The sequence below is a fragment of the Rhodococcus sp. 15-725-2-2b genome (assembly GCF_002259075.1).
Lineage (GTDB): Bacteria > Actinomycetota > Actinomycetes > Mycobacteriales > Mycobacteriaceae > Rhodococcoides.
On record NZ_NPFL01000006.1, the window covers coordinates 493494 to 507106 of the forward strand.

The window sequence follows — 13613 nt, forward strand, 5'->3', positions numbered from 1 at the left end:
GAGGGTCGTTGCGTCAGCAACCCCTCGAAGATACACGACAGGGCCCTGACCTGCTAATTCGCGTCGGGCGCACGGTCCGGCCCTCACGCGTCATACTCTTGCACCATGCGATCCGGGGTCCGCGCCAATCCGATGACGGTCGTCGTGGTCGTCGCGATGGCTGCACTGGGATTGATTCTGGGATATCTGAACAAGGCCCGATGCGCGGTCGCGCCGTTCGACGCCTCCGGACGCAGCACGGTGTTCGACGCCATCAAGGATTCCTCGGTCTGCTACTCCGACATCCAATTCCTGTGGCTCGGCCGAGACATCGACAATCACATCTTTCCCTACATTCACGGAGCCATCACCAGCGACGGGATCCTCACCGGCGGGACGGTGGAGTATCCCGTCCTCAGTGGGTTGCTGATGTGGCTCGGAGCAATCCCGGCCCACACCGATGCACAGTTCCTGCTGACCTCGGCGTTGATTCTGGCACCGTTCGGTCTGCTCACCGCCTGGATGCTCGGGCGGATGGCCGGCTGGTCCGCGTTGCTGTGGTCGATCGGCCCACCTGTGGTGATGTACGCCTTCCACAACTGGGAACTTCCGGTCGTGGCCGCTGCCGTCGGCGCGATCTTCGTCATGACCCTGCCGATGCCGCTGCGGCGCAGAGCGATTCTCGCGTCGGTGCTGTTGGCCGTCGGCTTCTGCCTCAAGCTCTACCCGGGAGCTTTCGTATTGCCCCTGATCGCGTATGTGGTCACCGGCGGCATCGACGGGCGCGAGTCCGCCGACACCATCCGGGGTCGCTGGGACGTCCGTGGCGGTCTGATGGTCGCCGGTGCCGCGATCGGCACGGTGGTTGCAGTCAACCTGCCGTTCGCAGTCCTCGGTTACGAGGGGTGGCGTGCATCCTTCACCTTCCAGTCGCTGCGGCAGGCAGACCTGACGACCAACTCCATCTGGTACTGGGGACTGCGCCACTTCTACATCAGCGACCAGATGACTCCCGATGCCTACGCGGAGGCCGACGCGTCCTTCCAGGATGTGGTCGATGTCGCGTCGCCGCTGCTGGTGTTCGCCGCGTTCGCACTTGCGCTGTGGCTCGGCTGGCGTCGGGCAAAGGTTGTCGGAACGTACCCGTGGGTCGCGGTGAGCGGGTCGATGCTGTGCGGATTCATGCTGCTGCACAAGGTGCACTCGCCGCAGTACACGCTGTGGCTGCTGCCGTTCCTGGTATTGCTTCGGGTCCCGTGGGCGCTCGTCGCCGCGTATCTCATCGTCGATCTGTCGATGGGAATCGGCGTGTTCAAGTACTTCGCCGCGTTGGCCTCCGGGGTGGACGCCGAGGACGAGGAGTTCTTCGTTCTGGTAGGGGTGTGGGGACGGGCGCTGCTGCTGGTGGTGCTGTTCGTGCTGTTCATCCGTACGCGCATGCGGATTCCAGTGCGCGGCGAAACAGACCAGGAGTCGGTATCATCGCGCCGACCAGCAGCGACATCGCTGACGGGATCACCGGGGCAGTAGGGCGCAGAGCGGGGCGGGGACATGACACAGGTGTCGCGATCACAGGAGAGCACAGAAAATCGGACTACCGAAGTACGACGCGTCGGCCTCGTCGAGGACCACGAATCGGTAGCGCTCGGACTCAAGGCCATGCTCGCCGACGAACCCGACCTGGAACTGGTATCCACCGCCGCCACCGTCGCAGAGTTGCTCGCCCAGCAGCCGACACTCGATCTGGTGGTACTCGATCTTCGGCTCGGTGACGGGTCCTCACCCCGCTCCAACGTGGAGCAACTGCACGCCGCCGGTGCGCGCGTCCTCGTCTACACCGGTGCCGAGAACGCCTTTCTGGTTCGCTCGGCAGCTCGTGCGGGCGTACTGGGCGTAGTTCGCAAGTCGGCACCGGCCGCAGCGATCGTCTCCGCGATCCGGCGCGCCGCGAGCGGGGGACAGGTCGTCACGACGGACTGGGCTGCCGCAATCGACGGCGATCCCCAGCTTCCGGACGTGGGACTCAGTCCACGCCAACGTGAAGTACTCGCCCTCTACGCGTCGGGCGAGAAGGCCGGACGCGTCGCCCGCCTGGCCGGACTGTCCGAGCAGACCGTCAACGACTACCTGGTACGGATCCGCAACAAATACGCCGAGGCGGGACGTCCGGCACCGACGAAGACCGATCTGTACAAGCGTGCGGTCGAGGACGGCTGGCTCCCGATGCCCGAGCTACCTCCACAGGATTGATGCAGGCCCCACTCGAGAAAATCGCGAGCGGGTCCGGTCTCGATACCGCCGAGCGGCAGGCCTGCGGACTTCACGCGGCAACTCTGCCGGATCGACTGCGGGCACCGGGACTGACGACGGACGAGGTCGCCGCGCAAGCGCGGGCTGCCAGGGCACGGAGTGTGCAGGTGATTCCGCTCGACGACGGCGGGCTCACTATGGCTCATCCCACAATTTCGGACCGAGTGAGCACCGCGGTTTCCGACGCGCTCAGCGGTGCGACAGACGGGGTGGTGACCGCTCGGATCCTGCCGCCTGGACGCGCGAAGATCGTATCCATACTGGTCAGCGACTCGAGCGCCGACGTGCGGATCGAACTCGATGCAGTCGGAGAGAAGTCTGTCGTAGCCCCGTGACACTCTGACAGGACGGTTGACGGTTCAATGCCCCAAATAACAAGGGCAGAAAACCTGCGAATTACCTGTGAGAATCGACCGCATTGGTTTAGTCGGTCTCAACTCACTTCGGCGTCCGGGAGATTAGATGTCTGCACTGCTCGAACCCTTGCCCTCCGCGAACGACTCCGGAGTCCCGACGACGCGCCGTTCACGCGGTCCGATCAGCCTCGTTCCACCCCCGATGCAGATACATCCCGTTCCCGCCGCCACGAGCCCCTTCCCGCCGCGACCGGATCTGACCGGCCGCGAGATCGAGGTGCTGCTCTGCTGGATTCGACACGACTCGAAGACCGAAGTGGCGAAGGCACTGTTTCTCTCGCTCGGCACCGTCAACACCCACCTCACCCGGATTCGGGCCAAGTACACCTCCGTCGGACGGCCGGCACCGACCAAGGCGGCCCTCGTCGCGCGCGCCCTGCAGGACGGGCTCGTCGATATCTCGGAGCTGTGAACCAGGGTCGGTGATGCCGTCGGTCAGACGCTGACGGCAGTGTCCACGCCCTCGTTCTCGAGGCGTTTGTTGCGTCGAATACTGCTCAGCAGGGCGGCCCCGATGAACAGGATTCCCACGAAGCCGGTGATCAGCTCGTTGATGTGTACACCGATCGAAACCAGCAGGATGATGGACAACGCACCGATCGCCCAGTGCGCACCGTGCTCGAGGTACACGTAATCGGACAACGTTCCCTTGCGAACCAGGAAGACCGTGATCGAGCGGACGAACATCGCACCGATGAAGCCCAGGCCGAGCGCGATGATGATCGGGTCTGCGGTGATGGCGAACGCACCGATGACACCGTCGAACGAGAACGATGCGTCGAGCACCTCGAGGTAGAGGAACAGGAAGAACCCGGCCTTACCCGTCGCCTTCGCCAGTTCGCTCGGCCCGCCGGAGGACTCTTCGCCCTCTTCTTCGACGTGGAAGAGTTCACCGAGTCCGTTCACTGCAATGTAGGTGATCATGCCCAGCACGCCGGAGACCATGACGGTGGAGATCTTGTCGTCCTCGGCGAGGAATTCGGCGCTCAGGACCAGCAGCAGGCCTGCGACGACCACGGAGAGCTGATCGAGGCGACCGATGCGGGCGAGCGGCTTTTCGAGCCAGCTCAACCAGGTGATCTCGCGATCCTCGAAGATGAATCCGAGGAAGAGCATCAGCAGGAACATGCCACCGAATGCAGCGATCTGCGGATGCGCGTCGGTGAGGAGCGTCTCGTAGCTGGGTGAACCGTCCGGGAACGTTGCGGCACCGTCGGCGGGCGGGTTGAGGGCCAGGTCGATCGCGGCGACCGGACCGAGGCCCGACGCAGCCCAGACGATGACCAGCGGGAACAGCAGCCGCATGCCGAACACGGCGATGATGATGCCGATGGTGAGGAAGATCTTCTGCCAGAACTCGCTCATGCGTCGCAACACGGTGGCGTTGATGACGGCATTGTCGAAGGACAGCGACACCTCGAGTACACCGAGGATGAGGACGAGGATCATCGCCTCGATCCCGCCGTACAGAAAAGCCACGATGACGGACACGATGGTGACCGCGATCGACCATCCGAAGATCTTGACAACCACAGTCGTGGCCCTTCTCGAGACAAAGACGGAAAAACCCCCGCCCATCATGAATGACGAGGCGGGGGTACTCCCAATCTTGAGGAGGCCTTTACTACACGTTTACTCCGAAATCGCGAGCGATTCCTGCGAGTCCCGAGGCGTAGCCCTGACCGACCGCGCGGAACTTCCACTCCGCGCCGTTGCGGTACAGCTCACCGAAGACCATGGCGGTCTCGGTGGAGGCGTCCTCGCTGAGGTCGTAGCGTGCGAGCTCGGAGTTGTCGGCCTGGTTGATGACGCGGATGAACGCGTTGCGCACCTGACCGAACGACTGCGAGCGTGCGTCCGCATCGTAGATGGACACGGGGAAGACGATGGTCTCGATCTCCGGCGGTACTGCGGCGAGATCGACCTTGATCTGCTCGTCGTCTCCGTCGCCCTCACCCGTGGTGTTGTCCCCGGTGTGCTCGATGGAGCCGTCGGGAGACTTCAGGTTGTTGAAGAACACGAAGTGCCCGTCGCTCAAGGCCTTCTTCGTCGAGTTCAGAGCGATGGCGCTGGCGTCGAGATCGAAGTCGGTGCCGGTCGTCGTGCGGATGTCCCATCCGAGACCGACCACGACCGCGGTCAGGTTCGGAGCTGCCTTGGTGAGCGAGACATTGCCACCCTTGCTGAGGCTGACGCCCATTGAGAGGTCCTTTCGCAATTGGTTTCCCGTTACGGGGTCAACCGTAGTGGGAATGTCCGGTTCTTGGACGTACTCAGCCAACGACTGCGACATCGCCAGGGTTCCCGTCAGTACTATCGAGCAGGTGACAAGTCGCTGGCCTGGGGTGTTCCGCCGGGGTGCCGAATCGGACGCCGCCGCGCGTCGATCCCAGGACAACGCTGTCGCCGCGTTCCTCGACATGGACAAGCGTCAGTCCATCGCGTCGGCCGGCGTCGAGGCCTCCACCGCACTGCGCCCTCAGGATCGACTCGCAGGCCGATGGTCCGACACCGAGAAGCAATGTTTCGACGCCGGAGCCGCCTACCTCGCCGCCGTCGAGCAGTTCGACGGAATCACCACCCCTGCCGCCAGATCGGCGTTCGACCGAGCGACCGCGCTTCTGCACGATGCCAGCACTGCCGTCGATCGGTTCTACGACGCCCATCGAGGCACGCTCGAGCAGGCATCTGCTCAGTTCGCCGCGACCCCGCGCCTGGTCCAGGACGCGTTGGCCGAGGCAGACGCAGCCCGCTCCACCGTCGACGAGCAGTTCGCCGCCTACCCCTCACTTCGCCAGGCGTGGCGCGAACTCGATTCTGCGACAACACAATTACAGGCCGATCAGCGCGACCCTCTGCGCGCCCGAGAGCACGCCGCCCAAGTCCGCGACCGTGCGGCCGCGCTCCGTGCTGCCGTGGACTCGGCCCCGGGACGCCTTCAGGAGGCCCGGACCGCGCTGGCCTCCGTGCGCACCCGAATCGAGGCGGTGCGAACCAGATCCGAAGGTATTGCGCCTGCCTTCTCGAGCTTGCTTCGTGAATTCAACGCCAAGAGCTCGGCAGATCTGTCCCGAAACGAACGATCCAGTGCGCGCCACATCGAGCAGGCCGACGAGGACCTGCGCGCGGCGCGTTCGGCGCTCGATACGGGCAATCCCGAGCAGTCACTGGATCTGGTCACCCAGGCGCGCCAACACCTGAGCGATGCCGAACAACTGGTCGACGCGGTCACCGACCGAGTTCGACTGCTGCGCGCGGTCAGGGCCGATCCGAAAGAGACCGAGAACAAGGTGCGGTTCAAACTTCGTGACGCTCAACAACTCGCGATCAATCGTGGTCTGGTTGCCGAATGGGGCTCGGTGTTGGATGCTCAGCTCGCCCGGATCGACAGGGCGAGCACAGCGCTGACGGGTACCCACCCGGACTACTGGTCATATCTGCAGGATCTGGATACCATTTCGGACTTCATCGCAGGCGTGATCGACCGCATGCGAACCTCGCACTGACTACATTCACACGAAGGACAGTGGTGCAACACTTTCGCCATCTCGACGCAGACACTCGCCGACGAGTGTTCTTCATGCAACCGGAAGACATCGAGACGAGCGACGGAAACGACCTCGTGGCAACGGCTCTCGGCGCAACGCTGTACATCCCGGCCACGCGTCCGGACCTGACGGCAACGGTGAACAAACGCACCGACGAGGGTGTGCGGTCCATCGTCATCGATCTCGAAGACGCTGTCGCAGATCATGATCTGGAAGAAGCGTTGGCCAACACCGTGCGAACTCTGAACGAACTCTCGGGTTCGGGATCGCTGGTGTTCGTTCGGGCTCGTACCGCCGCCCACATCCGCAGCATCTGCGACGGCCTCGACCACGGTGCCGCAGGGCTGGCCGGATTCGTCGTACCGAAGTTCACGGCAGCACGCGGAGCCGAGTTCCTCGACGAGATCGTCGCTGCGTCGAAGACACACGGCACCCGCCTGTTCGCCATGCCGGTCCTCGAATCACCGGAGGTGGTGCACCGGGAGACCCGCGACGCGGAACTGGTTGCCATTCGCGAACTGCTCGGTGAGTACCGCGACGTCGTACTGGCGGTGCGAATCGGTGCCACCGACATGTGCGGCACGTTCGGCATCCGCCGCGACCGCGACCTGACGATCTACGACGTCCGCGTCGTCGCCGACGTCATCAGCGCGATCGTCAATCACCTGGGCCGCTACGACGGTTCGGGATTCGTCATCACCGGACCGGTGTGGGAGTACTTCGCAGACCACGAACGCATGTTCCGTCCCCTGCTGCGTCAGACGCCGTTCGTCGATCAACAGGCCGTACGCTTCCGCCAGCAACTGGTCAGCAGCGACCTCGACGCCCTGCTGCGCGAGGTGGCACTCGACCGCGCGAACGGCATTCAGGGCAAGACCGTCATCCACCCCTCGCACGTACCTGCCGTGCACGCACTGTCCGCGGTGACGCACGAGGAATACCACGATGCACTCGACATTCTCTCCTCCGACCAGGGCGGCGTCCAGGCGTCCGGCTACCGCAACAAGATGAACGAGCTCGGCCCGCACCGCAACTGGGCGAAGCAGACGGTGGTGCGCGCCAGGGCGTTCGGCGTCACCAACGAGGGAATCACGTTCGTGGATCTACTGACCGCACTGGCACAGCGATGAACACGAACCCGGCCGACGGGATCGCGCTCACCGACACCGGTTCGTCGTCGTCCTGGTCGGCCACGCAGTTGGTGCGGCCAGGTCTGCGTCGCAATCCCCGCCGCGCCCATCTGTTGGTCTCGACGGTGCTCGGCAAACACATCCCTGTGGATCCGGACGTCGTGATCGCCGCAGGCACCGAACTGGCCGCCCTGGTGCAGACCGCGGTGGACGGTTCCGATGTCGATGTTCTCGGATTCGCCGAGACCGCAACGGGATTGGGCCACACGGTCGCAACGGCTCTGGGCGCGCACTGCTACCTGCACTCGACGCGCCGCGGTGTTCCCGGCATGACGGTGCACGGCGAGTTCGAGGAGGGTCACTCGCACGCCACCGACCACCTGCTGATGCCCACTTCGGCCGACCTTCTCGCCGGCGACCTGCCGTTGATACTCGTCGACGACGAGATCTCGACCGGAGCGACCGCATTGGATGCGTTGCGACAGATTCACTCCACGGCCGGGCGCGCGCACTACGTCATCGCATCCCTGGTGGACATGCGCACCGCCGAGCATCTCGCTGCAGCTGCCGCGGTGGCAACAGAACTCGGCGTTCGGATCGACAACGTGAGCCTGGCACAGGGATCCGTCGAGCTGGAGCCGGGACTGACGCAGACAGTGCTGGACCTCCCGGATCCGGTATTCAATCCCACTGCTGCACAGCCTGGTTCGGTTCATCGAGTCGACGCCCACTGGCCGGCCACCCTGCCCGACGGCGGACGTCACGGATTCCTCCGATCCGATTCGGCAGGTTTCGACTCCGCGATCGACGCCCTCGCAGCCACCGTGGATGCGTCGCTCTCCGAATCGACACCGGTGGTCGTCATCGGCCACGAGGAGCTCATGTATCTGCCGCTTCGGCTGGCGGCGGCCCTGCAGAAACTGGGGCACCGTGCGCTGTTCCAGACCACGACCCGGTCACCGGCGTACGTGCTGGACGTGCCCGACTACCCCCTGCGCCGTGGTTTCGAATTCGCTGCACCCGAGGACGAATCGGGACTGCGCTACCTCTACAACGCGTCCGCCCCGCACGAGACCAGACTGGTGCTCGTGGCCGACGCCCCCGCCGATACCGACGCTCTTGCCGCCGCGGCGGAGACACTGGCAGCCTCGGGCACCGACGTACTCCTGGTTGTCGTGACGGGAGCCGACCCGGTGGCGCTCGAGGTTTCCCGGCGCGCACGCCCGCTCCGCGGACCCGAATTCGGCTCCTACGCAGCGGACGAAGTCACGTGGCTGCTCAAAGACCTCTCGTCGGTCTCCCTCGAAGCAGGAATCGAGGAGCGGGAGCAGCGTATTCAAGCCGGCGAGGCTCATTACGCCGAATCGCTTCCGGTCGAGTATCAGCCGGATCTGGCCTACCGCGAATTGTTCGAGAAAGTGCTACAGGAAAGCGCGTCACGGCTGGCGGTCGCGGTCGGAACCGTCACCGAGGTCGTGCTGGCCGAGCGCGGACACGACATCGCACTCGCGTCATTGGCTCGGGCGGGTACACCCGTCGGAATTCTGATGCGCCGCTGGGCATTCGCGGCCCACGGCATCGAGCTTCCCCACTACGCCGTCTCGATCGTGCGTGATCGAGGCATCGACGCCGTGGCCTTGCGCTACCTCGCCGAACACCACGACTCGCGCTCGGTGGTGTTCGTCGACGGCTGGACCGGCAAGGGTGCGATCGCCCGCGAACTCACCGCCGCCCTCCGCGACTTTCCCGGTGCCGAGTTCGACGACGACCTCGCCGTGCTCGCCGATCCTGGCAACTGCGCGCGCACGTACGGCACCCGCGACGACTTCCTCATCGCGTCCGCCTGTCTCAATTCGACGGTCTCGGGCCTGGTTTCACGAACCGTGCTCAACGACAGTCTGATTCGTCCCGGGGACTTCCACGGCGCGAAGTACTACGCCGATCTCGCCCCCGACGACGTCTCGCGTCACCTGCTCGACACCGTCGCTGCGCGGTTCGACGATGTCCGCGGTGAGGTCGATGCCTCGGTGGCTGCGGTGTTGGGCTCCGACCGAACCCCCACCTGGACCGGGTGGGCATCGGTGGAGAAGGTGCGTGAAGAGTACGGAATCTCGCACGTCAACTTCGTCAAACCGGGCGTCGGCGAGACCACCCGGGTGTTGCTGCGTCGTGTCCCGTGGCGGGTACTGGTGCGGGACGCCGATGCGCCCGAGCACGAACACATTCGGATGCTCGCCGCAGCCAGGGGCGTGCCGGTGGACGTGGTGCCCGACCTCGCCTATTCGTGCATGGGGCTGATCAAGAACGTCTCGAACGGGGACCCGTCGTGAGCGCTGTCGTCGCGGTGGATCTCGACCGTACGATGATCTTCTCCGAGGGAGCACTCGGGGTTCCCCTGGACGATTCGTTCGAGTGCGTCGAGATGTACGAGGGAAAACCACTGTCCTACATGAGCTCTCGCGCGGTGTCCTTGCTTCGGGAATTGAGCGAGACCACGGTCGTGGTGCCGACCACAACGCGAACCATCGAGCAGTTTCGGCGGATCGCGTTGCCCGGCGCACCGTGGCGATATGCCATCACCAGCAACGGGGGCAACATCCTCGTCGACGGTGTGCCGGATATGCAGTGGCGCAGCAGGTTCGAGTTGGATCTGGTGGGCATCGGCGCAGAGTTGAGATCACGGGTCTCCGAGGACTGGGTCCTCAAGTACCGCGAGGCGGACGGGCTGTTCTGCTACCTGGTGGTGAACACGTCCGCCGTGCCCGAGGGCTTCGTCGCGCAGTGGTCGCAGTGGTGCGCCGCTCGGGACTGGAACGTCTCGCAGCAGGGTCGAAAGATCTACACGATGCCCAACGCGGTGTGCAAGAGCTCTGCGGTGGCCGAGGTACGGTCCCGGCTGATCCAGGACGGCACGCTGGAGGCCGACGCTCGACTCTTCGCCGCCGGTGACGGCGCACTCGATGCCGAGATGCTCATGGCCGCCGACTCGGCCGTTCGACCACGGCACGGCGAACTCGAGCTGCTCGGATTCACCCGGCCGGGCTTGACCGTCACCGACTCCTCCGGCGTCCAGGCCAGCGAGGAGATTCTCGAGTGGCTGCGGAACCGAAGTGCCGTGCGCCGCGTCTAACTGTTCGTCGGGGAGACAGGCAGTGGGGCAAGGGGTGGGCATGACGGATCCGTACGAGGAACTCGCAGCGACGATCGACAACATCGTCACCAGTGCGTTCGTGACGCCGGTCGGCCCCGAATTTCTCGGCTCCGTTCTGCAAGCGGCATTCGAGAAGGCGAACGTGGCCCTCGACTACCGCGGCGAGTTCGAGCCGACCGAGGTGGTCATCACCGAGGCGTTCGAGGTGATGCCGCACGAGGAGATCGTGGCCATGGTCGGATCGCTGGGAACCGACACCATCGGGAACTCGTCCAAGAACTGGAACGACTTGTCCGCTGCCGCTACCACCGGATCCGACGCCTTCCGGTCCGGCATCGAGGCGGCCATGACGTCGGGCTGGTCGGGACCGACAGCCGACGCCGTCCGTGGCGGCGTGGCCGACTACGTGTCGTCTGCGACCGCGCTGTCCACCTCGATGAGCCTGATCAGCAACAAGTTACTCGAGGCGCACTCCGGATTCACGCAGACGCAATCGAGGATGCCGCCGGTGGTTGCGGCACCCGTGAGCAGCATGATCGATTCCCTTCTGCCCATTCCCTTCGCCGCGAAGGACGCAGCGTCCGCCCGCGAGGAGCAGCAGGAAGAAGCTCGTCGAATCATGCGCTCGGTCTACGTACCAGGGGTGTTGCAGTCCGATTCCGAGGTGCCGGTGCTACCGGCAGCGCACAACCCGGTCGCAGACAGTGCCCCCTCCAGCGGAGGCTGGGGACTCGGGAACTCCGCGGGGGACGGCAGCCTCGGCTCGAGTTCCGGAAACCGGAGCGCGAACGGAACAGATTCGGCGGCCCCGACGGCTGCAACGCAGGCACCACCCGGCGGCGCCGAAGGTGCCGATAGGGGTCGGACCGGTACGCCATCGGAGCAGGCGGGGGCCGGCGGTTCGGGTTCCTTGCCTCCTGCCGACAACTCCGGTGACACTCGGGCCGCATCGGCCACCGGGCCCGGCGCTTCCGGTGGTGCGGGTTCCGGGCTGGGCGCAGGTCCCGGCGGCGGCTACGGCGGAACAGGACCGGGCAGTGGCGGCTTCGCAGGATCCAATGGTTCGGGCTACGGCGGCGCGGGATACGCGGGTGGATCCGGAAACGGTTCCGGTGCCGGATCAGGTTATGGCAGCTCGGTTCTCGGCCCTCCGATCGGCGGGGGGACGGGCGGCGGCGGGGCAGGCAGCAATGGGGCGGGCGGCGGACTCGGCAGCGCAGCAGCGGCCGGCCGCGCGGGAGCGCACGGTATGCCGGGAATGGGTGCCGTGGGCGCACCGGGCACACGGGGAGCGGGCGACAACGACGGCGAACACGCGACTCCCGGTTACCTGGTGGACGTGAGCAACGGCAGCGAACTGATCGGCGATCTGCCCCTCGTCGCACCTCCGGTACTCGGCGGCTGACGATGACGACCTGGACCATGCCCGGCATCGATTTCATGATGCTGTGCAGTCGATTCGGACGCGACCGACTGCCGTACCCCCTGGCGGTCACCATCGACGTCGATACCGTGGACGAACTGCGACAACTGCGACTCGAGGCGTCGGCAAGGATCGACGCGATGATGGACGAGGAGCTCGGCGCAGCTGTTCGGAGCGTCGTCGACCCGATGGTTCGTATCGAATGTCGCGGCGAGACAACCGATTCCCCCAACGCAATCGTGCGCAGCCACGCAGCGATTCGCCACGACACGGCCGCGGTGCTGACTCAGCAGCCGGGGCCCGACGCCTCCTGCGGTGGTGCCGTCACCATCGAACTGACCGGTCCGGCTCGTGCCCCCGCCCTGGTCCTCGGGCCCGTGCCGAGTATCACGGCAGGCCACCGGCCGGCCAAGCGGCTCGAACGTGCCACTGCCGCAGCGACATCGGGTGGCACGCATCTGTCCACCGCAACGCGAGGCGCGACGGCGGACGAGCAGTTCCGATCGTTCTTCGACCGCCCACGGTCGGCAGTGGGCGAGATCATCGTCGCGCGCGGAAAGACCTACGACAACCGCCGCGACACCGACGCCGTCTCGTTCTTCTGGATGGACTTCGATCGGGACGGCCGGTACATCGTGCACTCCGGAGAGTCGATCGAGATAGCGCCTGCCGATACCGCCGGCTTGGCGTCGGAGATCGAAGGGCACGTGGCGGTCGCGCTGAGGCAATGACTGCGCGCCCTTGACACCGTATCGATTTTCGATAGGTTATCGATATTCGTTGTTATCGACTATCGATATGGAGGCGGCGGGATGGCATACGGACTGGGCTCGGCACGAGCCAACAAATGGGCTATGGCGTTCTACGCGGCTGCGGCTGTGGTGTGGTCGGGAAGGAGGCTGTGGCAGTACCACTCGTCTGAGGACGTCCTCGCGCGGTTGGAACTGCAATCGGGCACACCACCAGCCGAGTTGTTCGGCGGTCGGTTGGAACCGGGCAACTCGATCGAGCTCAGCGTGCCCAAAGCGGACCTGACCCGACTGATGGGCATCATCGACTTCATGCGCTACGGGTCCATCGTCGTAGGGATGGTCATCATTCTGGTCGGGCTGCTGTTCGTCTACCGATTCTGCGACCGCGTCATCATGGGCAACCCGTTCACCAACGCCGCTCGCACCGACGTGGTGATGATCGGCGTCTGCATCGCCGTCTATCCCGCCATCACCGGCTTCATGAATCTGCTGGGCACGAACAGTGTCGTCGGCGCACTGGAGCTATCGGACGTCGCAACGTCGTCGATATCGACCGTCGGCCTCTACGTTGCAGTCGTAGTAGCGGTGTTTCTGCAGTTCGTCTACGCCACCATCACCCAGGGCACCAAGCTCGCTCGCGATGCCGAGGGCCTGGTCTGATGGTGGAGGAGTTCGTCGACCACCTGGTCGTCTGCCATCTGGGCGAAATTCTCGACGCCCGCGGGATGACGCTCGCCGAGCTCTCGCGTCTGGCCGGAGTCAGCGTGGTCAATCTGTCGGTGCTCAAGAACGACCGCGCCAAGGCAATCCGATTCTCGACCCTCACCGCCGTGTGCCGCGCCCTCGACTGCACACCCGGCGACCTGTTCACCCTGCGGCAGATCTGACGGCCGCCGAATCCCAG

At 65.1% G+C, this 13613-nt stretch carries 14 protein-coding genes; 12 read left to right on the forward strand and 2 right to left on the reverse strand.

The window, feature by feature from the left end:
* The first annotated feature begins 105 nt into the window (after nt 1-105).
* The 4 genes from CH306_RS08140 (at nt 106) to CH306_RS08155 (ending at nt 3117) form a co-directional block, all read left to right on the forward strand.
* Nucleotides 106-1509 carry a glycosyltransferase family 87 protein gene (locus CH306_RS08140; protein ID WP_094646217.1) on the forward strand — a complete coding sequence of 468 codons (1404 nt, stop codon included), beginning with the start codon at nt 106-108 and terminating at the stop codon, nt 1507-1509.
* A 21-nt stretch (nt 1510-1530) separates the two neighbouring features.
* Nucleotides 1531-2229, forward strand: a complete 699-nt coding sequence (locus tag CH306_RS08145; RefSeq protein ID WP_045197689.1) for a response regulator transcription factor — start codon at nt 1531-1533, stop codon at nt 2227-2229.
* Nucleotides 2229-2624: a hypothetical protein gene (locus CH306_RS08150; RefSeq protein ID WP_094646218.1), complete on the forward strand. Its 396-nt coding sequence runs from the start codon at nt 2229-2231 to the stop codon at nt 2622-2624. The genes CH306_RS08145 and CH306_RS08150 overlap by 1 nt, the downstream gene beginning before the upstream one ends.
* 127 nt (nt 2625-2751) lie before the next feature.
* Nucleotides 2752-3117, forward strand: coding sequence for a helix-turn-helix transcriptional regulator (locus tag CH306_RS08155; RefSeq protein ID WP_032396930.1), 366 nt, complete (start codon nt 2752-2754; stop codon nt 3115-3117).
* Between the two features lie 23 nt (nt 3118-3140).
* On the opposite strand, the gene CH306_RS08160 is transcribed toward CH306_RS08155, so the two are convergent.
* Together CH306_RS08160 and CH306_RS08165 are read right to left on the reverse strand one after the other, a co-directional pair.
* Nucleotides 3141-4238, reverse strand: a complete 1098-nt coding sequence (locus tag CH306_RS08160) for a DUF475 domain-containing protein (RefSeq protein WP_094629055.1) — start codon at nt 4236-4238, stop codon at nt 3141-3143.
* 91 nt (nt 4239-4329) lie between these two features.
* On the reverse strand, nt 4330-4905 hold the full coding sequence (locus tag CH306_RS08165) for a TerD family protein (RefSeq protein WP_032396932.1): 576 nt from the start codon (nt 4903-4905) through the stop codon (nt 4330-4332).
* Nucleotides 4906-5125: 220 nt separating this feature from the next.
* Here CH306_RS08165 and CH306_RS08170 point away from each other — a divergent pair, with 220 nt between their 5' ends.
* The 8 genes from CH306_RS08170 to CH306_RS08205 all read left to right on the forward strand — a co-directional run bounded on the left by CH306_RS08170 (nt 5126) and on the right by CH306_RS08205 (nt 13596).
* Nucleotides 5126-6211, forward strand: coding sequence for a hypothetical protein (locus CH306_RS08170; protein WP_094646435.1), 1086 nt, complete (start codon nt 5126-5128; stop codon nt 6209-6211).
* Between the two features lie 23 nt (nt 6212-6234).
* Nucleotides 6235-7383 (forward strand): HpcH/HpaI aldolase/citrate lyase family protein, encoded by a 1149-nt coding sequence (locus tag CH306_RS08175; protein ID WP_032397329.1) that lies wholly within the window; start codon nt 6235-6237, stop codon nt 7381-7383.
* On the forward strand, nt 7380-9713 hold the full coding sequence (locus CH306_RS08180) for a phosphoribosyltransferase (protein WP_094646219.1): 2334 nt from the start codon (nt 7380-7382) through the stop codon (nt 9711-9713). The genes CH306_RS08175 and CH306_RS08180 overlap by 4 nt, the downstream gene beginning before the upstream one ends.
* Nucleotides 9710-10513 (forward strand): HAD family hydrolase, encoded by an 804-nt coding sequence (locus CH306_RS08185; protein WP_179272813.1) that lies wholly within the window; start codon nt 9710-9712, stop codon nt 10511-10513. The genes CH306_RS08180 and CH306_RS08185 overlap by 4 nt, the downstream gene beginning before the upstream one ends.
* 40 nt (nt 10514-10553) lie before the next feature.
* Nucleotides 10554-11939, forward strand: a complete 1386-nt coding sequence (locus CH306_RS08190; protein WP_094646220.1) for a PPE domain-containing protein — start codon at nt 10554-10556, stop codon at nt 11937-11939.
* Between the two features lie 2 nt (nt 11940-11941).
* Nucleotides 11942-12688 (forward strand): ESX secretion-associated protein EspG, encoded by a 747-nt coding sequence (locus CH306_RS08195; RefSeq protein WP_094646221.1) that lies wholly within the window; start codon nt 11942-11944, stop codon nt 12686-12688.
* 81 nt (nt 12689-12769) lie between these two features.
* Nucleotides 12770-13369: a hypothetical protein gene (locus CH306_RS08200; RefSeq protein ID WP_230596950.1), complete on the forward strand. Its 600-nt coding sequence runs from the start codon at nt 12770-12772 to the stop codon at nt 13367-13369.
* On the forward strand, nt 13369-13596 hold the full coding sequence (locus CH306_RS08205; protein ID WP_032396935.1) for a helix-turn-helix domain-containing protein: 228 nt from the start codon (nt 13369-13371) through the stop codon (nt 13594-13596). The genes CH306_RS08200 and CH306_RS08205 overlap by 1 nt, the downstream gene beginning before the upstream one ends.
* Nucleotides 13597-13613: the final 17 nt, after the last annotated feature.

Bases quoted from the DNA above. Each gene is read 5' to 3' on its own strand.
- CH306_RS08140 (WP_094646217.1), top strand. From the start codon at position 106: ATGCGATCCGGGGTCCGCGCCAATCCGATGACGGTCGTCGTGGTCGTC.
- CH306_RS08145 (WP_045197689.1), top strand. From the start codon at position 1,531: ATGACACAGGTGTCGCGATCACAGGAGAGCACAGAAAATCGGACTACC.
- CH306_RS08150 (WP_094646218.1), top strand. From the start codon at position 2,229: ATGCAGGCCCCACTCGAGAAAATCGCGAGCGGGTCCGGTCTCGATACC.
- CH306_RS08155 (WP_032396930.1), top strand. From the start codon at position 2,752: ATGTCTGCACTGCTCGAACCCTTGCCCTCCGCGAACGACTCCGGAGTC.
- CH306_RS08165 (WP_032396932.1), bottom strand. From the start codon at position 4,905: ATGGGCGTCAGCCTCAGCAAGGGTGGCAATGTCTCGCTCACCAAGGCA.
- CH306_RS08170 (WP_094646435.1), top strand. From the start codon at position 5,126: ATGGACAAGCGTCAGTCCATCGCGTCGGCCGGCGTCGAGGCCTCCACC.
- CH306_RS08180 (WP_094646219.1), top strand. From the start codon at position 7,380: ATGAACACGAACCCGGCCGACGGGATCGCGCTCACCGACACCGGTTCG.
- CH306_RS08190 (WP_094646220.1), top strand. From the start codon at position 10,554: ATGACGGATCCGTACGAGGAACTCGCAGCGACGATCGACAACATCGTC.
- CH306_RS08195 (WP_094646221.1), top strand. From the start codon at position 11,942: ATGACGACCTGGACCATGCCCGGCATCGATTTCATGATGCTGTGCAGT.
- CH306_RS08200 (WP_230596950.1), top strand. From the start codon at position 12,770: ATGGCATACGGACTGGGCTCGGCACGAGCCAACAAATGGGCTATGGCG.
- CH306_RS08205 (WP_032396935.1), top strand. From the start codon at position 13,369: ATGGTGGAGGAGTTCGTCGACCACCTGGTCGTCTGCCATCTGGGCGAA.